Origin of the sequence: Mangrovibacterium diazotrophicum, assembly GCF_003610535.1 — a bacterium.
GTDB lineage: Bacteria > Bacteroidota > Bacteroidia > Bacteroidales > Prolixibacteraceae > Mangrovibacterium > Mangrovibacterium diazotrophicum.
Genome location: NZ_RAPN01000005.1, coordinates 101,728 through 127,456, shown reverse-complemented (window position 1 = coordinate 127,456; position 25,729 = coordinate 101,728). Strand labels below are relative to the sequence as shown.

At 45.7% G+C, this 25,729-nt stretch carries 20 protein-coding genes; 6 read left to right on the top strand and 14 right to left on the bottom strand.

The genetic code is table 11. The annotated features are described in order from the left end of the window. Positions 1-54: 54 nt before the first annotated feature. Positions 55-975 carry a hypothetical protein gene (locus tag BC643_RS21635; protein ID WP_120275609.1) on the top strand — a complete coding sequence of 307 codons (921 nt, stop codon included), beginning with the start codon at positions 55-57 and terminating at the stop codon, positions 973-975. A 286-nt stretch (positions 976-1,261) separates the two neighbouring features. Here the strand turns inward: BC643_RS21635 and BC643_RS21630 are convergent, their stop codons facing one another. The 9 genes from BC643_RS21630 to nadB form a co-directional block, all read right to left on the bottom strand. Beyond that, a complete protein-coding gene (locus BC643_RS21630) occupies positions 1,262-2,167 on the bottom strand; it encodes a S1 family peptidase (RefSeq protein WP_120275389.1) in 906 nt (301 codons plus the stop codon). Between the two features lie 184 nt (positions 2,168-2,351). Next, a complete protein-coding gene (locus BC643_RS21625) occupies positions 2,352-3,287 on the bottom strand; it encodes a glycoside hydrolase family 43 protein (RefSeq protein ID WP_120275608.1) in 936 nt (311 codons plus the stop codon). Between the two features lie 182 nt (positions 3,288-3,469). Further along, entirely contained in the window at positions 3,470-5,587 is a 2,118-nt protein-coding gene (locus BC643_RS21620) for a peptidylprolyl isomerase (protein WP_120275388.1), read from the bottom strand. 93 nt (positions 5,588-5,680) lie between these two features. Then, complete coding sequence (locus BC643_RS21615) at positions 5,681-6,952, bottom strand: hemolysin family protein (protein ID WP_120275387.1); 1,272 nt, start codon at positions 6,950-6,952, stop codon at positions 5,681-5,683. A 3-nt stretch (positions 6,953-6,955) separates the two neighbouring features. After that, positions 6,956-7,537 carry an LPS export ABC transporter periplasmic protein LptC gene (gene lptC, locus BC643_RS21610; RefSeq protein WP_170154655.1) on the bottom strand — a complete coding sequence of 194 codons (582 nt, stop codon included), beginning with the start codon at positions 7,535-7,537 and terminating at the stop codon, positions 6,956-6,958. Then, positions 7,527-9,173: a tetratricopeptide repeat protein gene (locus BC643_RS21605; protein WP_120275385.1), complete on the bottom strand. Its 1,647-nt coding sequence runs from the start codon at positions 9,171-9,173 to the stop codon at positions 7,527-7,529. Before BC643_RS21605 ends, lptC begins: the two co-directional genes overlap by 11 nt. 579 nt (positions 9,174-9,752) lie before the next feature. Beyond that, positions 9,753-10,481, bottom strand: a complete 729-nt coding sequence (locus BC643_RS21600; RefSeq protein ID WP_120275384.1) for a type III pantothenate kinase — start codon at positions 10,479-10,481, stop codon at positions 9,753-9,755. Further along, the gene (gene nadC / locus BC643_RS21595; protein ID WP_211338171.1) at positions 10,481-11,323 is read right to left on the bottom strand and encodes a carboxylating nicotinate-nucleotide diphosphorylase; all 843 of its coding nucleotides are present in this window, start codon (positions 11,321-11,323) and stop codon (positions 10,481-10,483) included. Before nadC ends, BC643_RS21600 begins: the two co-directional genes overlap by 1 nt. After that, positions 11,320-12,891, bottom strand: a complete 1,572-nt coding sequence (gene nadB / locus BC643_RS21590) for an L-aspartate oxidase (RefSeq protein WP_120275383.1) — start codon at positions 12,889-12,891, stop codon at positions 11,320-11,322. The genes nadC and nadB overlap by 4 nt, the downstream gene beginning before the upstream one ends. Positions 12,892-13,209: 318 nt before the next feature. Here nadB and BC643_RS21585 point away from each other — a divergent pair, with 318 nt between their 5' ends. The 3 genes from BC643_RS21585 to BC643_RS21575 are packed head-to-tail and all read left to right on the top strand — an operon-like array spanning position 13,210 to position 18,881. Next, positions 13,210-14,370, top strand: coding sequence for an efflux RND transporter periplasmic adaptor subunit (locus BC643_RS21585; protein WP_120275381.1), 1,161 nt, complete (start codon positions 13,210-13,212; stop codon positions 14,368-14,370). 1 nt (position 14,371) lies between these two features. Beyond that, positions 14,372-17,581 carry an efflux RND transporter permease subunit gene (locus BC643_RS21580; RefSeq protein WP_120275380.1) on the top strand — a complete coding sequence of 1,070 codons (3,210 nt, stop codon included), beginning with the start codon at positions 14,372-14,374 and terminating at the stop codon, positions 17,579-17,581. Between the two features lie 7 nt (positions 17,582-17,588). Continuing rightward, on the top strand, positions 17,589-18,881 hold the full coding sequence (locus BC643_RS21575; RefSeq protein ID WP_120275378.1) for a TolC family protein: 1,293 nt from the start codon (positions 17,589-17,591) through the stop codon (positions 18,879-18,881). A gap of 2 nt (positions 18,882-18,883) precedes the next feature. Here BC643_RS21575 and yiaK read toward each other — a convergent pair whose 3' ends face one another. Further along, the gene (gene yiaK / locus BC643_RS21570) at positions 18,884-19,900 is read right to left on the bottom strand and encodes a 3-dehydro-L-gulonate 2-dehydrogenase (RefSeq protein WP_120275377.1); all 1,017 of its coding nucleotides are present in this window, start codon (positions 19,898-19,900) and stop codon (positions 18,884-18,886) included. A gap of 6 nt (positions 19,901-19,906) precedes the next feature. Then, positions 19,907-20,596 (bottom strand): aspartate/glutamate racemase family protein, encoded by a 690-nt coding sequence (locus BC643_RS21565; RefSeq protein ID WP_120275375.1) that lies wholly within the window; start codon positions 20,594-20,596, stop codon positions 19,907-19,909. Positions 20,597-20,851: 255 nt separating this feature from the next. Between BC643_RS21565 and BC643_RS21560 the strand changes: the two genes are divergently transcribed. Beyond that, positions 20,852-21,889 (top strand): ATP-dependent 6-phosphofructokinase, encoded by a 1,038-nt coding sequence (locus BC643_RS21560; protein ID WP_120275373.1) that lies wholly within the window; start codon positions 20,852-20,854, stop codon positions 21,887-21,889. A 45-nt stretch (positions 21,890-21,934) separates the two neighbouring features. On the opposite strand, the gene BC643_RS21555 is transcribed toward BC643_RS21560, so the two are convergent. Genes BC643_RS21555 through BC643_RS21545 form a run of 3 tightly spaced genes read right to left on the bottom strand, consistent with a single transcriptional unit; the run spans position 21,935 to position 24,398 of the window. Continuing rightward, positions 21,935-22,303 (bottom strand): sulfite exporter TauE/SafE family protein, encoded by a 369-nt coding sequence (locus tag BC643_RS21555; protein WP_120275372.1) that lies wholly within the window; start codon positions 22,301-22,303, stop codon positions 21,935-21,937. A 12-nt stretch (positions 22,304-22,315) separates the two neighbouring features. Continuing rightward, the gene (locus BC643_RS21550) at positions 22,316-23,026 is read right to left on the bottom strand and encodes a response regulator transcription factor (protein WP_120275370.1); all 711 of its coding nucleotides are present in this window, start codon (positions 23,024-23,026) and stop codon (positions 22,316-22,318) included. 1 nt (position 23,027) lies between these two features. Then, on the bottom strand, positions 23,028-24,398 hold the full coding sequence (locus BC643_RS21545) for a sensor histidine kinase (RefSeq protein WP_120275368.1): 1,371 nt from the start codon (positions 24,396-24,398) through the stop codon (positions 23,028-23,030). 199 nt (positions 24,399-24,597) lie between these two features. On the opposite strand from BC643_RS21545, the gene BC643_RS21540 reads away from it, so the two are divergent. Further along, entirely contained in the window at positions 24,598-25,689 is a 1,092-nt protein-coding gene (locus BC643_RS21540) for a DUF1573 domain-containing protein (RefSeq protein WP_120275367.1), read from the top strand. Positions 25,690-25,729: the final 40 nt, after the last annotated feature.

The following is a 25,729-nucleotide window of genomic DNA, read 5'->3' as shown; positions in this document are numbered from 1 at the left end:
TCCTCTAAAACCCAAAGGCGCGTATACCCGCGTGCCGAAAAACAAGAAGAAAGAATGAATACGACAAACTCAAAATTTACCAGATACGAAGACAACGGCAAGGTTTGGTTGTCAGAAGACAGCGATCAGTCCTTTCAATTGACCGATTACGGCGTGAAGCCTACGGTATTGGCTACCGAAGCAGAAGTAGGGCAGGCCATGCTGGATGAGCTCTACACTACGGCAGCAGCCAAAGACGGCGATATCAACATTGCCCTGTTGGGTGGTCGCGGTGCACAACAGTTACACCGTCTGTTAGGAGAGTTAGCCAAAACAAACGAAGCCGATGAGCTACTTGCCCGCCTGAATGTGTTTACACAGGATGCCCTGGCACCGATGGCAATGGGCAATGGTTTGAGCTTTGTGCGCGATTTCGAACGCATCCTGGGCGATGCTTTTTTCAAAAAGATTAAAAGCTTTACGCCGATGCGTACCGATACGCCGGATCTGGAGTCGGCCCTGGTTGACTATTTGACGAAACTGGAAGAGCTGGGCGGATTGGATATCTTCTTTATTGGTCATGGGCCGGAAGAGAATGCCGCTTCGCACCTAGCTTACATAAAGCCATTCTCCGGAGCACAGTATCACCATGTGGCCGGTATCATCCCGATTTCGAGCAGTATTCTGGAACACCACATCAGTAAGTTTAAAGCGGGCGGCAGCACCGTGAGCGAGGCGGATGAAAAGGAATGCCGTTCGGCTGCATCCATTCTCACTTTGGGGCCGGCAGCAATCTTGCAAGCCAAAAAGATCGTGCAGTCGGTGGTGGATGCCGATTCAGCTCCGGCAAAAGTGAAAACCTACGCCAATGTGCTGAACACAACTTTCAGTGCCGATACCGATGAAGCCCTTGAGCAGTTAAATGCCAACCCGGGATTGTGGATCAGGCTGCACCCGAACACCAAATCGTTCGTATTGCCTAATTTGGGATTGTAGTATAACGTGACCTGTATCGGCAGGAGTGGTTCTAAATTTCGTTGCAACGCTCCCCTGATTCGAAACAATCCGACTCTGTCGGATCGTTCGACTCTTCCCCTCTCTGCCGGCAGAGCGGGGAGAAGCATGCAGCGCATGCTTGGGGTGAGTCAGAAACTGTGGCATAGCAACAAAAAAGTACAACCAAAGGTCACACTTTACCTTTTATATTATTTCTAAAAACGAATTGACCGGATGACTCAACGTCACCCGGTCAATTCGTTTATCGCTTGTTGCAGCGGAAACCTTAGTTCCCTTCCTCAATTAATTTCAAGAGTGCCGAAGATGGAATGGTCGCTTTCAGTACCATTTGCGTTTTGGTCTCGTCGTCGGAGTGCTGCAGAGTTTTGGTGAAATCAACCGTTGCAATTACGTTCCCGTATTGATCGATAATGGCTGAACCACTGGAGCCCGCCGCAAAGTCGGCCGAGATCGCCATCAGGTTCCTGTACTGCTGCGCATTGATCTGGCTGAATTTATCGGTGACCATTCCCGAAGAAAACGCATAGAAATAGCCTTTGGGGTGACTGACAATAAAGACCGGGTCGCCAATTTCCGCATCTTTGGTGGCCACCGGCAATGCCGTAAGTTCCACGCCCTTGGGATCAATCCGGATAATGGCCAGGTCGTTGGCTTTATCGGCCAACAGCACTTCAGTTACCGGGATAATCGTTTGATCCTTGAGCATGACCACCAGAACGTCCCGCGAAACTGTGTTGTGTTTTGTCACATAGCCTTCCACGACGTGATAATTGGTCACAATAATGCCCTCGGAGTTGATAATGTAACCGGAAGCCGGGTAGGTGTGAATTTGTTTGCACTCAACGCCGCGATCGTTCACTTCGCCGCATCTTCCGGCCGAAGAAACGATAACGATTGACTCGGAGACACGGTCGTAAATCTGACCCGGTGTCAATTTCTTCTTTTTCATCGGTTTCAGCCTGACATCAACCGGGCCGTAACCCTTTTCCTGAAATGTTTTGCTTAGCGAATCTGCCGTCAAAAAAAATTTGCCGGAGTCGATTAGTTTAGCACAGTCGCCGGCCAGTCGCGCTTTGTATTCCCGAATGTTATTCTTGAAATACTGGCCCTGAGCGGTAGTAGCAACCAGGAATAGTGCGATGCCCAAAAGTGTATTGAAAAGGTATCTCATTTTACGCTCAATGATTTATTGAATGATGTTTCAAAATTTGTGCGCGCAAGATACATTTTCGGGCTAAGGCTTTGACTGATAAATATTAGGTTTAGCTAATATTGACAACCTCAGGTTCTTGCAGAAAACGAAATGACCGGGTGACTTCAAGCCGCCCGGTCATTTTCTATTTTGTCAATTCGGTTTATTTGAAATATTCGAGCAGGTTGCTCAATACCGTTTCGTCGGCTTTGAACACCGTGCCGTGACGGGTTCCCTCGGGGAAGCTGATCGAGTCGTTAATCACTTCCCAGTTCTCCAGGTCGGTCGAGCGGATTGCTCCCATGTGGTGGCGTGTGTATTCGTCGTAATAAACCACCCAGGCGCCGTCAACCTCCGCTACGGTTGGTCCTTCTACCCAGTCGGGCGAAATGGGGCCGGTAGCCAGTTTATAGCCGCCGTAAAGGGAGTTGCTTTTGGCAATGCGAATGTGTTTTTTCGGCGGGTAGCGGGTTTCGTCCTTCAGGAACATCAGGTATTCGCCGTTAATCTTTTTGATCACCGCATCGATCACATTGAAGTCTTCGTCGTATAACAGTTTTGTCGGGCTGAAAGTGATAAAGTCTTTTGTAGTGGTGTAATACATGCGGTGGTTGTATTTGCTGTCGCCCTGTTCCGAGCCCGCCTCAAAACGGTCGGGGATGGTGGTGGCCCAGTAAATCATGTATTGAGCGCTGTCGGCATCGTAAATCAACTCCGGTGCCCAGCAGTTCAGGGCGGTCGGTTCGTCTTGCATTACCGGCACAAATTGCTGCTCCGACCAGTTGATCAGGTCTGCAGATGAAGCGTAGCCAATGCCGCGGTCGTTCCAGCTTACAGTCCAGACCATGTGGAATTTGCCGTCTGGCCCCGGGATGATGCAGGGGTCGCGCATCAGTTTGTCGTCGGCAACCATTGGCGTTAGAATCGACGAGTCGTTGTTCAGCGCGTCGAAGTGATAGCCATCGAGGCTGTATGCCAGGTGAAGTCCGTCCTGTCCGTTGTCTTTGAAATAAGAAAACAGGTAGACTTGCTTCGGAGCTTCAGTACAAGCAGTGAAGGCGATAACAAGTAGTAATAAGAAGAAGTGTAGTTTTTTCATTTCGATTTGAGTTTTCCCAAAAATAGCAAAAAAGTTCCTTTTACTTTTATTGATGGGCGGAACCCGCGTGAAAAACAAAATACAAATGATACCGGACTATAGTAGCGTGAAGGCATGCAATTGTGGGAAACAAAAAAAGCAGGCCCAATAGCCTGCTTTTCCAAATATCTTGTGAGCGTCGATTAATAGAATTTCGCTCTTCTGTCGTCGATTTCGGCAGCGCTGCGTTGTGCTTCGTAAGCCTGGTAGTTGGCACGGTAAGCCAATGATTGTTCCAGACGAGCTTTTTCAGCTTCTGCGTTTGTATTGTTCAGCTCGTTGATGGCAACCACTTTGGTGATGTAAACGCCATTGTTTCCTTTAATCGGAGCTGAGATTTTACCTTGTTCCATGCTAACTACTGTTCCAACTACGGCTGGTTCAACACCGATTACCGGTACTGAGTACAAGTCGAAGTGGATGTTGGCAGCTGATTTTACTTCAGTTCCCAAGGTTGATGCAATTGCATCGATATCGTCAGATGAAGCAGCTTCTTTCATTTTAGCAACCAATGCTTCGCCTTTTTTCTCTTTCAAAACTGCCAGTTTGATTGTTGGAGCAACTTCGTTCAACGGAGCATAACCTTCAGGCTGAACACTTGCCAATTTCGCAATCACGAAGTTGTCGCCGAATTCGAAGATGGTTGAACCTTCGTTATTCACCAAAATGTCGTTCACATCAGCTGTGTAAGCCGCGCGGATCATGTTGCGCGATTGGTCCAAACCAACAACCTGACGGTCGTTTTCGCTAACACGGGCAACGCGTTTGCTCAAACCTTCTGTTTTTGCAGCTTCGTCGAAAGCAGAACCGCTGGTGTTTTCGCTGGCAAACTTGCTGGCTTTTCCATAAACGGTTTGGTATGTTTTTGTACTTGGCTCAATGTTGCGAATCAATTCGGCCAAACGTACTTGTTTAACTTCTTTACCTTTTTTAGTCGGCTGAATCAGGTGAACACCGAACTGTGTTGTTGTAACGTACAATTTGTTTACATCACCGTTGAAAGCAGCTTCTTCGAAAGGTTTCACCATTTGGTTTTTCTTGAACCAACCCAAGTCACCACCTTTAGCAGCTGATCCCGGGTCTTCAGAATAGATTCCAGCTAATTTGGCAAAGCTTTCACCTTTTTCAACCAGGTTTTTCAAGCTGTCAGCCAATGCCAAAGCTGCATCGTAGCTACCAGTGGTTTCCGGTTTAATCAGGATGTGACGAGCTTCAACTGAATCCGGAAGATTTTTGATGTCGTCAATTTTTACCAATTTATAAGCGTTGTTTTCTTTGAAAGGTCCGAACACATCGCCAACGTTTCCGCTGAAAGCGAAGTCTGCAATGTTTTCAGGCATTTCGTCTTGTTTTTCGTAAACATTCTGGAAACGAACATCAGAGTTTACGTTCACATATTGTGCATTGTCCTGGATCGTTTCGAATTCAGGTTTTACGTCTTCGATCCATTTCAAGGTATTAGCATCATCTTCTTCGGTAGCTGCTACAGGGAAAACCAAATATTCAATAGTGCGGGTTGCATCTTGTTTGTAGGTTTCCTTGTGCTCATCGTAGTATGCTTGCAAATCTTTTTCGTTAACAGATACTGCGCTGTCTGAAATCGAAGCGTATGGAAGACTTACAAATTCGATGTTTACGTTTTTGTTTTTTTCGTTCAGACTTTCTTTCGCTTCAGCACTGGTAACGTACAATCCCTGGCGAACAAGGTTGTTGTATTTTGTTTGAATACGTTCTTCTTTGATTTGATCTTCGATGTACAACCAGTATGCTTTTTGTTGAGCAGTTGCCTGACCAGAGTTGATGGCTTTCAAAAACTGAAGCACAGCAGTACGGTCAACTTGTCCTGTGTTCGGGTTGGTGAACAACTGTTGAATTACCGGGTGAAGGTTTGAACCTTGTACCATGTCGAACAATTCGTCGCCGCTTACAGCAAGACCTAAATCTTCGTACACATCGCCCATCACCGCTTCGCGAACGTATTGTTGCCACACTTGCTCACGAATTTGAGCCCAGGCATTGTCGTTCAACTGGGTTTGGCCAGTGTTCATTTTGTAAATTTCGGCTGTTTCTTCCACTTTCTTTTGGAAATCAGGATATTGAACTGATTCGCCGTTTATTTCTGCAATTTTAAGTTGGTTAGGTCTTAATAATGAATTACTTGCATTAAGAATGTCTCCCAAAATGAAAGCCACTAAGGCAAGACCAATAATGATCGCTACTAAGATACCTGCACGATTACGAATTCTCTGTAAGGTAGCCATTTACTTATGATTCTAAATTTGTTTGTTTACTTAATTTTTAGCGGTACGAAGATAACAATTTTAGCTTTTAAACCTTACTGTTCGGTTTTTATTTTAGCTGTTATCTAATATGTGCAGTTTTACCAGTTCAATACGGGTGTTGCTGGCTTTTAACACTTTAAACTGAAAGTCGTTGATGGTGATAACCGTATTGATTTTCGGAATGTTTTCGTGGTGAAAAAGAATGAAGCCGGCCAGTGTTTCGTAGTTCTCTTCGACCGGGAAATTGAGGTTGTATTTATCATTCAAATAGTCGAGTTCAATACGGGCAGAAAGGATGTATTCGGTGTCGCTAATTTTGCGGTCAACAAAGTCGATAGTGTCGTGTTCGTCTTCAATTTCGCCGAAAATTTCTTCCAGAATATCTTCAATGGTCACCAGTCCGGATGTTCCGCCAAACTCGTCAACAACAACAGCAATGCTGCGGTGTTGCGAAATGAATTTGCTAAGCAGTTTACTGGCCGGCATCGTCTCGGGAACGATGAGCACTTTTTTCAGGTTTTGACGGATCGACTCGGGGCTGGTAAAAATTACCGAATGGTGAATGTATCCGATAATGTTGTCGATGTTTTCTTTATAAAACAGGATTCGGGAATAACCGGTATCGATGAATTTTTGACGCAGCTCTTCAATACCCGACTCAATATCCATGGCTTCGATTTCCGTTCTGGGAACCATGATCTCACGCAGCTTCACTTTCGAGAAGTCCAGCGCATTTCGGAAAAGTTTCAATTCGTTTTCCTGAGAATGACGCGGCTGGTGATCGGGATTGTCGGGCTCATTTACAAAGTGGTCGAGGTCAATCCGGCTGAATACAATTTTTTCCTCGTCCTTGTCAATGGCAGCTCTGAAAATGCCGTTCAGCAAAAATTTGCTGATGCCCATTGTGATTCGGGTGAGCGGGTAGAAGAGGAAGTAAAAAATGATCAGAGGAACGGCGAAAAGACGAAGAACGATGTTCGGGTTTATTCGGAACAGCGTTTTGGGTAAAAACTCGGCCGTAACCAGAATTATCAGTGTTGAGGAGACGGTCTGCAGGAAAAGTACAGCCCCGTCGGTTGCCAGGAAACTCTGGAAAAAGGGCTCCAGCAGCTTGGCAAACGCCACCCCGTAAATAACCAGTGCCACATTGTTTCCGACCAGCATGGTGGCAATGTACTGCCCCGGATTCCGGGTAAAAATGGTCAGAATTTTAGAATTAAGTGATTCTTGCTTTTTGTCGAGTTCCAGGCGCAATTTGTTCGCCGAGACAAAGGCAATTTCCATCCCTGAGAAAAAGGCGGAAAAGACAATCGTGAGAAAAATGGTTATAATGAGGGTTTCCATGTTCTAATTTGCGACATCAAGGTACAAAGTTCCGGTGGGTTTTTTAATTTCCCAGTTCATTAAATCCTGATCCGATTCAAAACCGATACCGTTAATGATTTGATCCTTGCGTATAATTTTTACAAACTGGTCCGAGAAAATCTTTCCTTTCTTTTCTTCCCAAATCAGTTCTTCTGTTTTTAATGAATCGCCCTCTTCGTTTACCGCAACCACATTGTTTTTGGCCAACCACTTTTCTTCGTTATCCAGGTAGCGCGCATAGTCCGCTGTAATTCGCGAAACAATTCGCATCTGGCCGTCGAATTTCTCGATTTCGATTCCTTCCGGAAACTCAATGAACGGCTCTTTTTCCTGGTCGTAACGGATCATTCGCGGAGCAATCAGTTTGAAACGAACAATGGCCGAATCGGACTGGATCATTTCGAACTGGGTAGCCTCCATGCCGGGCAATTGGTCGGCCGAGGAAAGCTCCTTGATTTTTTCAATCTTGTTGGCACATGAAAAGAAAAGCACTGCAATTCCCGTTAAGAGAACTGCAATGCTTAGCTGTTTTGTATTCAGTTTGTTGAACTGTTTATTTTGCACGTATCGTTGTCGTTTCGTTAATCCATCCACCGAGTTTGTAGCTTTGTCCGTCCTGTTGACCTTGGAAGAACAAGGTTTCTTTGTCAGGGAAGTACACGCGGTAAGTCGCGATTTGTTCGTTTGCTTTCGCTGTCAAGTCCGGATCTACGCGTTTTGCTTTTTGGTAATAGTCAACGGCCAACCAGTAAACTGTTGTGTGGTCGAAGTCATTCTCACCGTAAGTACGGGCAGCTTGTGCGTAAATGTCACCCATCAGAAGCAATGTTCTTCCTGAGTTTGGATCATTTTCCAATGATTTGCGGGCATAGTCGCGAGCTTTCGAATAAGCACGTTCTTTAGCGTAAGTAAAGAAAGCAAGCTCATAGTAATATTTACCCAACAATTCTTTATCAGTTTCAGCGCTGATGGCTTTTTGATAGTATTCTTTAGCACGATCGAACTCGTCACGTTTTACGAACAAACGGGCCATGTTGAATGCAGCTTCTGCTGATGGCTCCATTTCGTACAATTTCTCAGATGCTTTAGCGAACAACTCGCTTTCAGTACAATCCTGACGGTCCAATGCGCGAAGCATTTTTTTCATAGCGTCAATGTCGCCTGAAATTTCATCGAACTTAGGTTCGTAGTAAGCGATCAAAGCTTCACAGTCAGCAGCTCCTGAAGTTTGGAAAGCTTTGTCGATTTCCGCTTTGGCAACCGGAGCTTTTTCGTCCTTCGGATCTTTTGCAATTTGCGTATCTGTAATTCTGCTCAAGCTACCATAGTTGCCAACAACCTGCTCTTTAGTAAGCTCGCCCATCAGGAACAAACTTTTGATTACCTGCATGTCGATTACCATTACAGCTGGCTCAGCATCGTCACCTTGCAGTTTAATTGATTCCTGCAGATCAGCGAAAGCTTTTTTCAATACAGCTTTGCGTTCGTCTTCCGAAATTTCGTCTCCACCCAGTTTGTACTTCACATAGTCAGTTGCTTTACGACCCAGTACAAAACCTTTTTGGTCGAAATATTTGATACGACGATCGTAGATTGACATCAACGTATCGATGTAAGCGTCTTTTGTTGCTTTGTCAGTAGCTGCTTCAATTTTAGCCGAGTACATGTTCACACCGTGGATGTACAGGTTGCTTGAAGATTTTGGGTATTTGTTGTATACTTTTCTCCAGTGAGGCAGTGCCGATTTGTAGTCTTTTTGCTTGTAGAACTGATCGTACAAGGTGAATTGGCTCATGAATTCAGTATCGTTTGCTTTTACCAATTCCTGGCTGGTTCTCAAGTCCACGCCAACTTCAGCTGCATCGCCGCCGCCGTCACCTTCTCCCGGAATCGGAGTTCCGTCGAAGCTAAAGTTGATTACATTGCCTTCACTTCCAGTCAAATCAAGTTTCTTCGATTCATCGATGAAAGTAAATTTCAGGTATTTACATTTTTCAGGATCAATGGTCAGTTTATACTTTCCATCGAAGCTGGTCATGAACATTTCACTCGATTTGTGAGCCTCAACGGTGATACCGGCAGCTGGTTTTCCTTCACGGTAAACGGTTCCGGTAATTTCTTTTTGCGCAAAGGCCGAGATGCTCATTGCAACAGCCAAAATAGTTGTAAGTACTTTGGTTTTAATTAGAAACGACTTCATTTTTTTTGAAAATATTTTAGATTACACTTTTATTTTTCAAATCTCGCTGGGTCTACAGCGATAACAGAGGGTCAAATATAAGTTTATTTTGCTTTTCTTCGCCGCCCATTTTCTTTTGCGACTGCTAAATAATCTTTAAGATGTGTTCAGTTTTAATTTCTTCTCGAATTCAATTGAATCATTTATTCAGATTTCAAAAGCTGTGCCAAATTGCAGCTTAGGATATTTTTATACGCTTTTCGGCAAGATGCAGTTTGTTTTGAAGCGCTGCTCAAACCCGTTTTTCTTTTGTGTCTGATTAACATGTTGTCTTTTATTTTAGTAGCTAAGTTTTTTTATTTCCTGAAAATCTTAAGCTTGGCTTGATCGTGGGTTCTAACTGAATAGAATTATTGTAAAGGTGGAAACAACGCAACTTGTGGAAATGTGTGGTCAAAATTCCCGATGGTGTCATCGGCTGACTTTTTCTGCATCTAAAAATAAGTTAAGTTGTTGTTGAATTTATCTTATCCGTTTGGTTTACTGTCAGCTCGTGTTAAGAAATTGTCATTTTTTGGAGCGTTGTTTTTGAGGCGGCAACTAACTGGCATTGAACATTAAAATTTCGAGAAGGCCGGTCAGCGTCAGATTTTCGATCTGTTTTAGTTCTGCACCAATGTGCTTCATCAGGAAATTGGAATGTCCGCCGGTAAGGACAACAACAAGTTCGGGATATACCTTTTTATAATGAGCGATGTACGATTCAAGTTCGAAAATAACGCCTTGTTGCACGCCTGCCCGAATAGCCGATTCAGTATCGCCGCCCAATGGTTCAAAGTCATTTTTTAATTGAATAAGAGGTAGCTTACCCGTAAACTGATTCAATGCCCGGAAGCGGGTTTCGATACCGGGCGAAATGTTGCCGCCAAGGTATTCGTTAGCCGGACTGACCAGATCAATAGTTATGGCAGTGCCGGCATCAATAATTAAAAGCGGATCGCCGGGAAAGGCGGTACTTGCCCCAATGGCAGCCGCCAAACGGTCCAGTCCCAAGGTCTCCGGAGTTCGGTACCGATTGACGATTGGAGTGGGAGTGTTGTGATTGAGTTCGATGAATAAGTCGGTGACTTCGGTTAACAAATCACGGCACTCTTTGGGGAACTCTTTTACCGACGACAGGATCGCTAGCTTGACATCATGGAAATCGCCGATGATTTGACCAAGTACATGAAGCGTAAGTTCCGGTGCCGAGTCCTGTGTCACGAGCTCGCGATCACGAAACAGTGCCCATTTAACACGCGTGTTCCCGATGTCAATAACTAAATTCATTATTCAATTCGTTGACTGATATCTAATGCTGCTACCGAATGGGTGAGTGCACCAATCGAAATGAAATCGACGCCGGTTGCAGCAACTCCTGCTAAACGTTCCAGTGTCATATTTCCCGATGCTTCAACTTTTGCTTTTCCGGCAATTAACTCGACTGCTTCAGTCATCGTTTCGTTGCTCATATTGTCGAGCATGATGATGTCGGCGCCGGCCTCCAGTGCTTCTTTTACCTGGTCAAGGTTGGTGGTTTCAACTTCAATTTTGATTTCCGGAGCAACTTTCTCGCGGATAGCTTTCACCGCCGGTTTGATGCCGCCAGCAATATCGATGTGGTTATCCTTAATCATGACCATATCGAAAAGTCCAATGCGGTGGTTGGTTGCGCCGCCGGTTTTGACAGCGTATTTATCTAGCAAGCGAAAGCCGGGAAGTGTTTTGCGCGTGTCGAGAATCTCCGTTTTGTAGTCTTTCACGGCATCGGCATACAGGCCCGACATGCTGGCAACGCCCGAAAGCCGCTGCACGAAATTCAGTGCTGTGCGCTCGCCCGTCAGTAAGGCCCGGTAAGTTGCTTCAAATCGAACGATGATGTCGCCTTTTTTCACGCGGCTGCCGTCATTGAAAAATATGTTCCATTTCAAATCCGGGTCCAGCTTGCGGAAGGTCATTTCTGCGATCTCCAGTCCGGCGACAATACCATCGGCTTTGGCAGCCCAATAGGCTGTGCGCTTCATCTCGGCAGGAATGAGGTTGTCGGTCGTCAGGTCACCGGTGGCAACATCTTCTTCCAGTGCCAGTTCTATCAGGTGTTTTGCAGCTTCAAGTTCTTTTTGATTCATCATTTTCTTAACGGAACGTAAGTGGTTTCTTTTCCTTTTTGAAAAACAATATGTACTCTGAAGTCGGGATCTTCGTGTTTGAATTCTTCACGGATGTGTCCGCCGCGGCTTTCCTTGCGGAGCAATGCGGAGCGAGTAATCAGTTCGCAGATTTCAACAATCTGGCGCGCTTTTAAAACATTGTAGTCCCGGGCACAGGTTTCAACCTTTCTCGTGATTTCTTCGAATCGGTTGAGCGCATTTGTCAGGTCTTCTTCGTTTCTGACGATGCCCACTTTTTGCGACATTAAATCCGCGACTTCATTTTTGATATCGAGGTAGAATTGCTCAAATTCCGGCTTGTTAGTGTACTCGTCCAGTTCAGGGATCGAAGGTGAGAGAGCCTGAATTTTTCCTGCTGCCTCGGCCGCCCGCTTACCAAAAACCAAACATTCAAGCAGTGAGTTGCTGGCCAGTCGGTTGGCTCCCATAACTCCGGTCGATGCAACTTCGCCACAGGCAAAAAGGCCGGGAATGTTGGTTTCGCCGTGCAAGCCCGTTTTAACACCACCAACCATGTAATGCGCAGCCGGTGCAATGGGCAGCAGATCCGCTGTCATGTCGTAGCCGAAGCTTTCGAGCTTATTATAAATATTCGAGAATCGATTCTTAATTTTTTCAGGGTTCAGGTGTTTCAGCGAAAGGTAGACATTGGGGCTTTTGTCTTTTTTCATCTGCTGGTAAATCGAGAAAGCCACCACGTCGCGGGGTGCCAGTTCTGCCAGCGGGTGAATATCTTTCATGAAACGCTCGCCGCTTTTGTTAATCAACCAGGCTCCTTCGCCACGAACGGCCTCACTGATCAGAAAAGCATCCTGGTTTTCGACACACAGGGCTGATGGGTGAAACTGGATGAATTCCATGTCTTCCACTTTGGCGCCTGCATCGTAAGCCAGCGAAATCCCATCGCCGGTCGCAGTGTGCGGGTTGGTGGTGCGGCTAAAAATACGAGACAAACCACCGGTGGCCAAAATACAGGCCGGCGCTTCGAAAATAACATTCTGCCCACTGATAAAATCGATCGCTTGTACGCCGCGGCAAATGCCTTCTGAAACAATGATCTGTGTAACAGCGGTGTATTCGAAAGTCTCGATCGATTGCTGCTCCATCACTTTTTCAAGCATGAAACAGGTCAGCTCTTTTCCGGTTGCGTCGCCTCCGGCATGCAGAATCCGGCGTTTACAGTGACCTCCTTCAAGGCCCAAAACGATTTGTCCGTCTTTTTGGTCGAACTGCATTCCCATCTCAATCAGGTCGAGAATACGGTCGCGACCTTCGCTGACCAAGATGTTAACGGCATCGCGTTCGCACAGTCCTCTTCCCGCAACCAGCGTGTCGTGCGCATGCAAATCGGGTGAGTCATCTTCTGAAATGGCTCCCGCAATACCGCCTTGTGCGTAATAAGAATTACTGGTGTCGAGTTGTGACTTGGTGATCAGCGCCACTGATCCGTTTTTCGATGCGTGAAAAGCTGCTGTGAGCCCGGCAAGCCCGCTACCCACAACAATAATGTCAAATGATTTTTTTTGCATGAAATGCTTTTCCTTCAATTAGGATTCGAAAAGCAAAGTTAAAAAATGAATTCATTCGAAAGCTGATTTAGCTTAGCAACCACCGATTTTCAATACCGAAAAGGCTGAAAAATTCAATTTTGCTTAATTTTTCAGGATTAGGTGACTTTATTGTAATTAAATCGAACATCTTAAGACTTTTAATAACGGACAATGTTCTGCTCGATGGCGTGGGGTAGAACAATTGGATAAAAAAATGTGTCTTTTTTACATTTTGTAAATTAAACCATTTGTTGAAATGGTAATCTAACGTGCAACTAAACTAATTTAAACTAATCTATGAGCTGGCGAAAAACTACGTTTATCATTGCTGCTTTGGTGATCCTGTTAGGAGGAGCTGCAGCACTTTCCTGGGTTTTTATCCATATGAAACCCGAACCACCCCGACGCCCGGGTGACGGTTTAAAACGATATGTTAAAGCAGAGGCGGTCTTTTACAAACCGATTGTATCACCCTTGAAACGAGAGGGAAGGGTGACGGCTAGCCACGATGTGTTGCTGGTTGCGGAGGCTGCCGGGAAAATTGAACCCGGGGAGGTTCCGCTGAAAAAAGGCACGTCGTTTCGGAAAGGACAATTACTCGCAAGTATTTATAAAGATGAAGCGGAACTGGCTTTGAAAGCTCGCAAGAGCAGTTTCCTGAATTCATTATCCAATATTCTCCCTGATTTGAAGGTGGATTACCCGGAGGAATTTCAATCATATTATGATTATTTCTCGACGGTTGATTTGAATAAACCGCTGCCGCGTTTGCCGGAACCGCGAACCGAAAAATTTAAGGTTTTCCTGGCCAGTCGTAGTATTTTGAGTGAGTACTTTGGATTGCTGCAGGACGAGAAAAACCTGCAACGCCGGTCTTTGGTGGCTCCGTTTGACGGGACTTTTTCATCGGTTAATTTTGAAGCAGGGGCTTATGTGAATGCAGGTAGCCAGATTGCACGAATGATTGGAACGGATGTACTGGAGGTCGAAGTTCCCGTTGAAAATCACAACAGCAAGTGGATTGAAATAGGGGATCAGGTGCAGGTGCTTTCTAAAATCAGCATAGACACGCTGGTAGGGACTGTGGTGCGCAAAGCCGCATTCGTTGATGCTAGCACGCAGGCGCGAAGTATTTTTGTACGGGTAAAAGAATTTCGCAAAGACGATTTGCTGGCCGGCGAATATAAAGTGGTGGTCTTTCCGGGGCAGAAAATTCATGGAGCTATGGAAATCCCCCGTAGTGCCGTTTTCAATTCGAACGTGGTTTTCACAGTGGTGAACGGCGAATTAAAAAAAGCTGAAATCAATGTGATGAAGGTCAACGAAACAAACTTGATCTTTAATGGACTGCCCGAAGGAACGATGGTTGTCACTGAACCATTGATTAATGTAAAAGAGAATTTACCGGTTGAAATATTAGCTGGTGCCAATAGTCAAACAGCCGGTAAATCAGAATAGCATGAGAAAGATTGTCGAAACTTTTGTTCGCTTTCCATTCTATGCGAACCTTATTGTATTATTCCTACTGATCGTTGGAGGCATTAGTCTGGTAACGATGAAACTGTCGTTCTTCCCGGAACGACCGTCAAAAATGATCTACGTACGAGTTTCTTATCCTGGAGCTTCGCCTGTTGAAATGGAGGAGGGCGTGACCAGCCGGATTGAAGAAGCCGTTCGGGGAATTCCCGGAATTTACGAGATTACATCAACAAGTGCTGAGAATTCGGCCAGTGTGCAAATTGAAATAACCGGCGACATCAACATCGATGAAACACTGATCGAAGTCAAAAATGCGGTTGACGGTATTTCTTCTTTTCCAACCGCTGCTGAGCGCCCGATCGTTTATAAACAGCGGACAACATCTCCCGCAGCTCGTTTGGTGGTCACCGGCGATGTTGATCTGTTGACGCTGAAAGATTACGCGCAGCAAATCGAAGAAGACTTCCTGTCTTCCGGCTACATCAGCCAGGTTTCGCTTTCGGGCTATCCGGATCTCGAAATTTCAGTGGAAGCACACGAAGAAACCCTTTTGCGCTACGGTATCACTTTTACACAGCTGCAAAATGCTGTCACTCAGAATAATCGCGACGTTTCCGGAGGTCAGCTGCGGTCGGATGATGAAGAGATGCTCATCCGCCTGCGCTCTCGCAGCGCCGATCCGAACAAGATTGGAGAAATTATCCTGAAAGCGAATTCGGATGGGAGCGTTATCCGCATCCGCGATGTGGCGACCGTCAAAAAGAAGTTTTCCGATATAACTCCAGATAAATCTTTGGAGCAAGGAAATCCGGTTATCAGTATTTCGGTTTCAAAATTGATTTCAGAAGACCTGGGCGACATTGACGAATATATTCAGGATTACGTCAATACTTTTAACGAGAAAACACATGGTGTTCGGTTGATTATCACCCGCTCATTTATCGATTTGCTGAAAAGTCGTCTGGACTTGTTGCTGGTAAACGGAGGTCAGGGGCTGTTCCTGGTGGTCGTTCTTTTGGCGTTGATGCTGAGTTTACGCCTGTCGTTTTGGGTGGCCTGGGGAATACCTTCTTCCTTTTTAGCAATGTTTATCGTGGCCAACCTGGCGGGAATTACCATCAATATGATTTCCCTGTTCGGGATGATCCTGGTCATCGGGATTTTGGTTGACGATGGGATTGTGATTGGTGAGAATATTTTTCAGCATTTCGAGCGCGGGAAAAACCCGATTCAGGCAGCAGTGGATGGTACCGTTGAAGTGGTGCCGGCAGTTATCACTTCCGTGTTGACAACCGTACTTGCTTTCTCGCCCCTGTTTTTCATTTCCGGGAATATGGAAATGATGTTCGAAATGGCTTTCATCGTTGTTGTCAGTTTGTTGTTCTCGCTATTTGAGTCATTTTTTGTGTTGCCCGCCCATATCGGGAACGAGCATGTGTTGAACCCCGATAAGTTAAGACGTGCTCCCAAAGGCCTGAAAAAATACACCGAACAATTCTTCACCTGGTTACGCGACTACGCGTACGATCGCGTGTTGAAACTGGTGATTGAATGGCGCTACATTGTCATTTTTGTGCCGGTTGCCATGCTGCTGATTACCTTTGGAATGCTCGGCGGGCAGATCATCAAAACCACTTTTTTCCCGCGAATGGAATTCGACTCCTTCAATGTAAACGTTGCTTTTACGCCCGGATCGGGTGAAAAGCAAACGATGGCTTACCTGCAGCGTTTTGAAGATGCGGTGTGGCAGGTGAATGAGGATTTGATGGAAGATTATGGCGATACAGTCGACATTATTGAGTACTGTACTGTGAATCTCGGGTCGGGATTTGACAGGGCAGAAAACGGGACACATACCGGGAATGTTTTTGTTTCGCCGCGAAATTCGGAGGAAACGGGAATTAGTTCATTCGAAATTATCAATCGTGTTCGGGAGAAAATTGGTCCGATACCTGAAGCTGTGAAATATACCATCGGCGCCCGAGGTCGTTTTGGCGACCCGGTGTCCATCGGCTTGCAGTCACGGCATCCTGAAGAGCTGGAACTGGCGCAGGCATTCCTGATCGAGCGTTTGCAAAAGATGCCGCAGTTAAAAGATGTGGTTAACACGAACGCGCTCGGCAAGCAGGAAATCCTGTTGAAGTTGAAGCCGAAAGCATACATGTTGGGTTTCAATGAGGGCACGGTTTCGGAGCAGGTTCGTCAAGGCTTCTATGGAGGTCAGGCACAGCGCTTGCAGGTTGGGCGCGACGAACTTCGTGTTTGGGTGCGCTATCCGGCGGAAGACCGGGAGCGGCTTGGACAGTTGGAACGCATGAAGTTGAAGACAACATCCGGGGAATATCCGCTGACCGAGCTGGTTGATTACGAAATGAAACGCGGTCCTGTGAATATTCAGCGTTTTAACGGTCGTCGCGAGATCCGCGTGAATGCTGATTTGGTCGATCCCGATGCGTCGGTGACCGAAATTCTGGAGCAAATCAAGCGTGAAATTATTCCGGATCTGAATGTGACGTTTCCTGGTATCCATATCGAATACCAGGGGCAACAAAAAGAAAGCGCCCGAAATATGAATGACATTGCGGTGCTCTTCCCAATGGCTTTCCTCGGCATTATATTCATCCTCATGATCAACTTCCGGTCCTTTGAGCAGCCTCTGATCATCTTGATTATGATTCCGATTTCCATACTCGGTGCGGTTTGGGGGCATGGTATTCATGGTAAACCGGTTTCAATTTTAAGCTTGTGGGGAATTGTGGCACTCTCCGGGGTTGTGATTAACGACTCGGTGGTGATGTTGTCGAAATTCAACTCGCTGATTGAAGAAGGCTTCAAAGTGAAAGATGCCATTCTGGAGGCTGGAAAGTCACGCTTGCGACCAATTATCCTGACAACACTAACAACTTCTGCGGGGCTGTTCCCTTTGGTTTTGGAGAAGAGCTTCCAGGCGCAGTTCCTGATCCCTATGGCGATTTCGCTGGTGTATGGAGTGGCTTTTGGAACCCTGTTTATTTTGTTGTTTTTCCCGGCTTTGGTGATCGTGTTGAATGATATCCGTCGGGTACTGCGCGAACTTTACCACGGGCGCCCATTTGAACGCGAGGAAGTTGAGATTGCGTACATCAATTACTTAAGGAAAAACGAGGGAAAAACACAAACAGAAATCGACGACGAAACACAACACGGATAAAACAACTATGAAATACCTAACGATATCACTATTCCTGCTTTGTGCGGTTTTTAGTTCGAGCGCTCAAACGCAGCTCGCGCTGGCCGATGCGATTCAGATCGCAATGGAGAAGAACTACGATTTGGAGATTCAACGAAATGATCAGTTGATTGCCGAAACACGAAACGCCTGGGGCGCGGTTGGCCGCTACCCCTATGTGAATCTTTCTGCTGAAGCCCGCAATAATTTCAATAACAATGAGAACGACGATTACCTGCAAAACCAACTTGTTGGCGCGGCTACCGTTAGTTGGACGCTGTTTGATGGTTTCTCTGTTAATTTGAATAAACAACGGCTAAATGAACTGGAAACGCTTTCCGGGCAAAACACCGGGCTGATGGTTGAAAGCACGATTCAGTCGGTGATTTTAGCTTATTATTCAGTGCTTCTGCAAAAAGAAAAGCTGGAGGTTTTTCGCGAGGTGATGCAGCTGTCGGAGGATTTGTATTCGAAGGCGACTTTCCAAAAAGAGATTGGCTCGGCTGTAACTTATGAAGTGCTCCAGGCGCAGAATGCCTTTCTGGAAGACAAGTCGTCCTTCCTGTTGCAGGAGGTGGCTTATAAAAGTGCCTTGCGCGATCTGCAGTTTTTGATGGCAACCGACTCGCTGACGGATTACGAACTGACCGACAGCTTCGAAGCCATTCCGGTGGATTACAGTCTTTCTGAGCTCAGTGAAGCGATGTTGGCAAACAACAAAACATTGAAGAATCAGTACATCAATCAAAACCTGTTGAAAAATGCGGTGGCACTGGCCAAAAGCGATTTCTACCCTAGCTTGAATTTTGCAGGCGGGGCATCGGCTACCCGCACCCGAATTGACTACGACAGGCAGGGGCTGGACTTGAGCAACATGAGCAATTTCTACGGGAATTTCACGCTGAGCTTTAACCTTTTTGGCGGTGGTGAGAAAAAAAGGGCATTACAAATTGCGGAGATTGAGCAGCAGTCGGGTGATGTTTCGCTGGGGCAAATGAAGCACGAACTGAGGAATCAGCTGAGTAATATTTTCGATTTTTACCAGGTGCGGAAGGAGTTGTTAGGCGTGGCTCGTGAAAACATGGAAGCTGCAAAACTGAACCTGCAAATTAGCCGCGAAAAATTTGAAAACGGGAGCATTAACTCGTTTAACTTTCGCGATGTGCAAAACCTGTATCTGAATGTTGCGGTTGGCGAGCTTGAAGCCATTTACCAGTTCATCGATATTCACACCAATTTGCTGCGTGTGACGGGCGCGATTATTCAGCAGTACAGCGAATAGTTTTAGAGTGAACAAATTTTTTCCCAAACCAAGGGGCTAACAAGGATTCCATTTTTGAGGTTTTTCTCCCGGATTTCAATGCGATACTCGCCCGGATAGTGAACAGGTTGGTCGGCGTTGATCGGCTCGGCTGATTGGTAATCGCGAATAATTTGCTCGATTGTGGATTCGATGGTCGGGAAGTTTTTCAGCTTGCTTAAATCGATGGTGATGAAAATCTGAGAAACGGCGTATTCTTCTTTCCCTTTTTCCGAAACCTGGTGAGTAGAAAGCCCCGCCGAAAGGATGGAAACGAGAATGTCGAGTAGCAACGAAAGTGCCGATCCTTTCCAAAAGCCGATTGGTAGTGCCCGGCCGCCGTTCAGAATTTCGCCCGGATTAGTGGTGAGTTCACCGGCGGCCGTGTAGCCACCGATTTGGGGAAGCTCTTTGCCGAAGTTTTCACAGTCTTTGAGTTTCCCGAAGGAGTATTGCGAAACGGCCATGTCGAGCAAAATGGCATCGCCGCGAAACGGAACAGCGAACACGATCGGGTTGTTGCCCAATTTATTCTCCGCAGAACCCCACGGCGGCAAATTGGCAATGGTGTTTGTCCAGCCGATGAAAGCAAATCCTTTTTGCGCACATTTTAACCCGTAAGTTCCGCCACGCATCCAGTGGTTGGTGTTGGACAGCCCCACGAGGCCAATCCCGAATTTTTGCGCCAGTTCCATGCTTCGCCCGGCTGCCTGCATAGCGTTCAGCGGGCCGGGCCCAAGGTTTCCGTCCCATTGTTCCATATTCCCAAACGCATGGATCAGTGAAGGCTTTTCAGCTGGTTTTACGAATCCTTTTCGGATGTGCCCGACAAATCTCGAAAAACGGTTGACGCCGTGTGAGTAAATTCCATCGAGACTGTTTTCAGTAAATATTGCGGCACATTTTTCGGCGATGTCTGGCGAAACGTTTTCCCGAATAAGGATGTCGTAAAAGGTCCGCTGCATGGTTGCAGCAGTTATGCGTAGTGGGGTAGTTGTCATTTTAATTTAATCTAGAGCAAAATTAACGGCTGCCCTGGCATGTATCTCGGTTGTGTTGAAAAGTGGCAGCCGGACGTCTTCTGGTTTTATGAGCAGCGGGATTTCGGTGCAGCCCAAAATAATACCTTCAGCGCCCTTGTCTGCAAGATTGTCAATTATCGAGAGAAAACGATTCTTGCTTTCTTCCAAAAAACAATTTTTTAACAATTCATCGTTGATGCATTGTTGGATGAAGTTCCGGTCGTCCGTTTCCGGAACCAGCGTCTGTATGCCTTGCTCTGCCAGTTTGTTAGAGTAGAAGTCTAGCTCCATAGTGTATTTAGTTCCCAAAAGCCCGACCTTTTTCATGCCCTGCTCTTTAACAGCTAGCCCGGTCGCTTCACCGATGTGAATAAGCGGTATGCGCAGAGCCTGTTGAACATCTTCGGCATACCGGTGCAGGGTGTTTGCGCAAATTACGATTCCGTCGACCTCGGCCGCTTGCAATTTGAGGGCGATGTGCTTCAGCGTGGCCATCATCGAAAGCGTATCGTTGCGTTGGCTCATTTTTTCAAAATCGTTGTAATTGACGGAATATAAAATCAGGCGGGCGGCGTTCAACCCTCCAAGTCTTTCGTTGGTCAACTTGTTAATCAGTCGGTAATATTCGATGGTCGAAACCCAGCCGGTTCCACCAATTAGTCCCAAAGTTCTCATGTTGCAAAATTTAGCTGTGAAATTTAATCTTTAACCCGAAACAGGTTTATTGGCGAATCAAATTAGCAAAAAGCTTTCTGGCGTGCAATAAGTTGGAATGATTTCGTTCACCTACCTCAACAGAATCGATGTTAATATTGAACCTGAAAAAATAACTGCCGTAAAAATTGATCACAACCATGCGACTTAAAAGCCAAATAGAATTATTAAATTCGGAAGAAATTAGAAAATCAGCGAAAATCTAAAATTCAGAATATGACCTCTAGAAAACCAAAGCGAATTGGAATTTTAACAGCGGGAGGTGATTGTCCCGGGTTGAATGCAGCCATCCGTGGGGTAGGAAAAACAGCGATCGTAGAATACGGTATGGAAGTCATCGGGTTTAATGCCGGATACTCAGGATTGATTGAAAAGGACTATGTGGAGTTGAAGGAAAGTAACCTGTCGGGCATATTGACCTTGGGGGGAACCATTTTGGGGACGTCTCGTGAGAAGCCGTATAAATTTGTCAAAGAAGGCGACAACGAAAAACCGGAATTGATCAAACAAAATTACCATGAGCTGGGATTGGATGCCTTGGTTTGCATCGGCGGAAACGGAACGATGAAAACGGCCAACAAACTGGCTAATGAAGGCTTGAATGTAATTGGTATTCCGAAAACAATTGATAATGATGTTTGGGGAACTGACGTAACTTTTGGTTTCGACTCGGCCCTGAATATTGCCACCGAAGCGATCGACCGCTTGCACACAACAGCTAACTCGCACCAGCGGGTGATGATTATTGAAGTGATGGGGCACCATGCCGGATGGATCGCACTGTATGCAGGTATGGCCGGTGGTGGAGATATCATTCTTTTGCCGGAGCTGGAGTACAATATTCGTTCGGTTTGTAAGAAAATTGAAGATCGTTACGAAAGTAAAAAAGCATATTCTATTGTAGTTGTGGCTGAGGGAATTGCTCACCCGAAAGAGAGTTCGGCTGCCCGTCATTTGGCGGAAGCAATTCAAACCTACACCGGAATTGAAACCCGCGAAACCGTGTTAGGGTACATCCAGCGTGGCGGTAGCCCAACCCCGATGGACCGAATTTTGGCGACGCGCTATGGCGCTTTTGCAGCCGAGTGTATCGCAGCCGGCGATTTCGGTACCATGGTAGCTATGAAAAACAATGGCTTGATAACTGTTCCGTTGGAAGAGATCAGCGATAAACTGAGATTGGTGGATAAAGAACATCCGCTGGTTTTAAAAGCCCGGAAGATGGGCGTTTCATTTGGCGATGAATTTATGTAACTATAATTGTTCTCAAACGAAGAACCCTGCTTTTGGCAGGGTTTTTTATTTAGAGAAAATCATTTTTGCAGCCATAAAAAGCAGTAGGAATCCAAACACTTTTTTCAAAATCCGATCGGGAATGTACTGAACGAATATTGATCCCAGGTAGGCTCCGATCAGGAAGGTCACCGATAAAATCAGCGAATAGCGCCAGTCTACATGCCCGTTCTTCCAGTAGTTCCAGGTAGCCAGAATCGTAACTGGCGGAAGCATGAATGCCAGGGTTGTTCCTTGTGCTGCATGCTGATTGAAACCAAATAGGAACACTAATGCCGGAATCACAACAATTCCTCCGCCAACACCCAACGTTCCGCCTAAAAGCCCGGCTGAGAGTCCGACCAAAACAAGCAGAATTATTTGCGAGGCAGTCATTGCAGCATTCGGTTATTTGCGTTCGATCGGCGCGTTGAAGCGGAAGCCGATTCCGTGCAGGTTGATGATTTTGATATTATCATCGCTGCCCAGGTATTTCCGAAGTCGGGAAATGAAAACGTCCAGGCTTCGTCCCAGATAGTAGTCGTCGGAACCCCAAACATTTTTGAGGATGTCAGAACGACTCAAAACAGTATTTGGATTTTCGCAGAAATAGCGAAGTAGTTCAGCTTCTTTATAAGTGAGTGTTCTTTTTTCGTCGCCGCTCTGAAGCGTGAGATTGTCGAAGTAAAAATCAAAATGGCCGACTTTGCAGTTGGTCAATTCGCTCTCGGTTTCGTTGGCAGGCATGCTGCGTTTCAGGAAAACCCGGATGCGCATCAGCAATTCTTCCATGCTGAATGGCTTCGTAATGTAATCGTCGCCACCAATGGTGAAACCGTTGATTTTATCTTCATTCAGCGCTTTCGCTGTCAGAAATAAAATAGGGATTGACTCGTTGCTTTCCCGTATTTTCTTTGCCAGCGAGAAGCCATCCAGTTTTGGCATCATTACATCCAGCAAGCATAAATCGAATTCTTCACCCTGGAATTTCTTAAGGGCCGCTTCTCCGTCTTCGGCAGACGTAACGGTGTATCCGGCTTCTTCCAGATTGTCTCTAACTATAAAATTCAGTGTCTTGTCATCTTCGACCAACAAAATTTTCTTACCCGTGAAATTCATATTATTTCGGAATGATTATCGTAAAAATAGTACCTTTTGGTGAATTATCCTCGACGTCTATCTTCCAGCGGTGGAAGTCGGTCATTTTGCGAACGTAATCCAGCCCAAGTCCAAAACCCTTCACATCGTGGATGTCTCCGGTTGGAATCCGGAAGAACCGGCCAAAGATCTTTTTGCGGTATTCTTTGGGAATGCCGATACCGTTATCCGCGAACCTCAAATAGATGGTATTCTTCACTTTGGTGAGGCTCACCTTGATGTCCGGTGTTTCGTGGCAATATTTAACGGCGTTGTCGAGAATATTAAAAATGATATTTGAAAAGTGCAGTGCATCGGCTTTGATTTTCACATCCACCGGAAGTTTTTCAAATTGAATGAAATCAACGGCTGTTTCCTGGCTGCTTTTGAAATCGGTAATTGTTTTTTCAACGAATTCATTTAGGTGAATTTCCGTCTTATCCAGTTCAATTATCTTCTTCTCGAGACTGGCCATTTGCAACACCTTTTCAACTTGTGACGTCAGACGCTGCGTTTGCTCCCCAACAATACGGGCATATTCCGTCAGCCGTCTCGGGTGTTCGATGATTTTGGGATCTTCGAGCACTTTGGCCGACAAACGAATGGCTGCAATCGGTGTTTTGAATTCGTGCGTCAGGTTATTGATGAAATTCTTTTGAATCTCGCTAAGTTGCCGCTGCCTGAAGATGACATACAATGTATATCCAAAGAAAAGGATGACGATGATGAGGAAGCCGTTAACCATGTACCAGGCCTGAACGTGGCTGCTGTAATACTGGCTCCGGTTCGGGAAATAGACACCAAAGTAATAGGTGTATTTGTCGCAGGTGGGCAACAAAGGCCTTGTAATTTTAGTCGGTTTTAGGGCGTAGTGGTTTTCAAAGATCTCCTCGTCGGTCATAGGCTGACCGGTGGCGTTTGCCGGGATATAAGTGGAGCGAATCAAGGTATCCTTATTGGCAGCGTATGAGATGCCGTAGACCATCTGGTTGGTTTCACAATCGTAAATAGCATATTCAAAGTCGAGCTCGATGTTGAAACGCTTGAACTCAACCAAAAGTAAATGCTCCAGCAGGCTTGGGTTGATGACGTCGTTGACATTGACAACATAGTAGTTGTTCGAAATCTGGTCGACAGAATTGTAAGGGTCGTAATTGCTTTGGTAGCCCAATGTTTTTGAGTTGTAATCCACAAGGCTTTGAGCTACGTTTTTTAATGCCTGGGTTGTCGATTCATGGAACTTTCGTTCATTTAAATCGACCGTATTCTTCAGGAAGAAAAACTGGATAACCAGGATTCCGAGCACCGAAAATGTGGCTAAAATGATTATAACACGCAATGTATTCCGACCCATAAACCCTCAATTCTAAACCGTTGAATTGCGAAACTAGCTTAATTTTCAATATACTGCAGGGGTGTTAACAACTCATTAACAAAAGTTTATTGCAATTAACAGCGTTTGCTCTCAGGCTTTCTTAGCTTTGTATTTAAAGTACTGGTTTTACGCAAGTATTAACGATTTTAACCCAAAACTATTTTACGAAAAATTGCCTATGAAAGCGAGATTATTACTTCTGGTTTTAACCCTTTCACTATTTGTTGGGGAACTAAAAGCTCAGTCATCTCAGGCTAAAATTGTATTCGAAACAACCGAGCATGATTTTGGTGACTTTAAGGAGGCTGCAGGATCACAATCCTACAACTTTGCTTTTGTGAATGACGGTTCAACGCCGTTGATTTTGAATAATGTGCAAGCTTCGTGCGGCTGTACAACTCCTGAGTGGACGAAAAAACCTGTCGCTCCCGGCGAAAAAGGTTTTATCAAAGTGAGTTACAATCCGGCTAATCGTCCGGGGCCTTTCAACAAAACGATTACTGTTACCAGTAACGGTGAAGTTCCAAGAACGATTCTGAGAATTAAAGGTAACGTGGAACAACGTGAAAAAACAGTCGCTGAGTTGTATCCGCGCGAAATTGGCCCGGTGCGTGCCATGTCTAATCACATCGCCTTTGTAAATATCAAGGAAAACGAAGTGAAAACGGAAAGTCTTGAAATCATCAACGACTCGGATGCAGCCGTTACCCTGGATTTCAAAACACCACCTGAAAATATTACCGTCAAGGTTGAGCCATCAACTTTGAAACCACACGAGAAGGGCAATATCATTGTGAGTTACGACGCCTCAAAAGTGCATACTTACGGATTTGTGATGAACCGTATTTATTTGAATGTTGACGGAAAAGCGGATTATCGCAATTCGATAGGTGTTTCGGCAACCATCGAGGAAGACTTCTCAGCGTTGTCGCCTGCTGAATTGGCGAGCGCTCCTGTAGCATCGTTCAGTGAAGATTCGCACGATTTTGGCGAAATTAAGGAAGGCGACAAAGTGGAATGCGTCTTCACTTTGAAAAATACCGGCCAGCGCGATTTGATCATTCGCAATGTGAAAACGTCCTGCGGATGTACTGCGGTGACTCCGGAGAAAAAAGTGATCGGAGCTAACGAGTCTGTACCGTTGAAAGTCGAATTCAATTCGAAAGGAAAACGAGGTCGTCAGAACAAGGCCATCACTGTAATTACAAACGATCCCAAGAATCCTACAACAATCTTGCGCATTTCCACCAATGTGCAGGCAGCCGGATAAGAGAAATAGTTTATCATCATGTGAGCCGCTTCCAATTTCG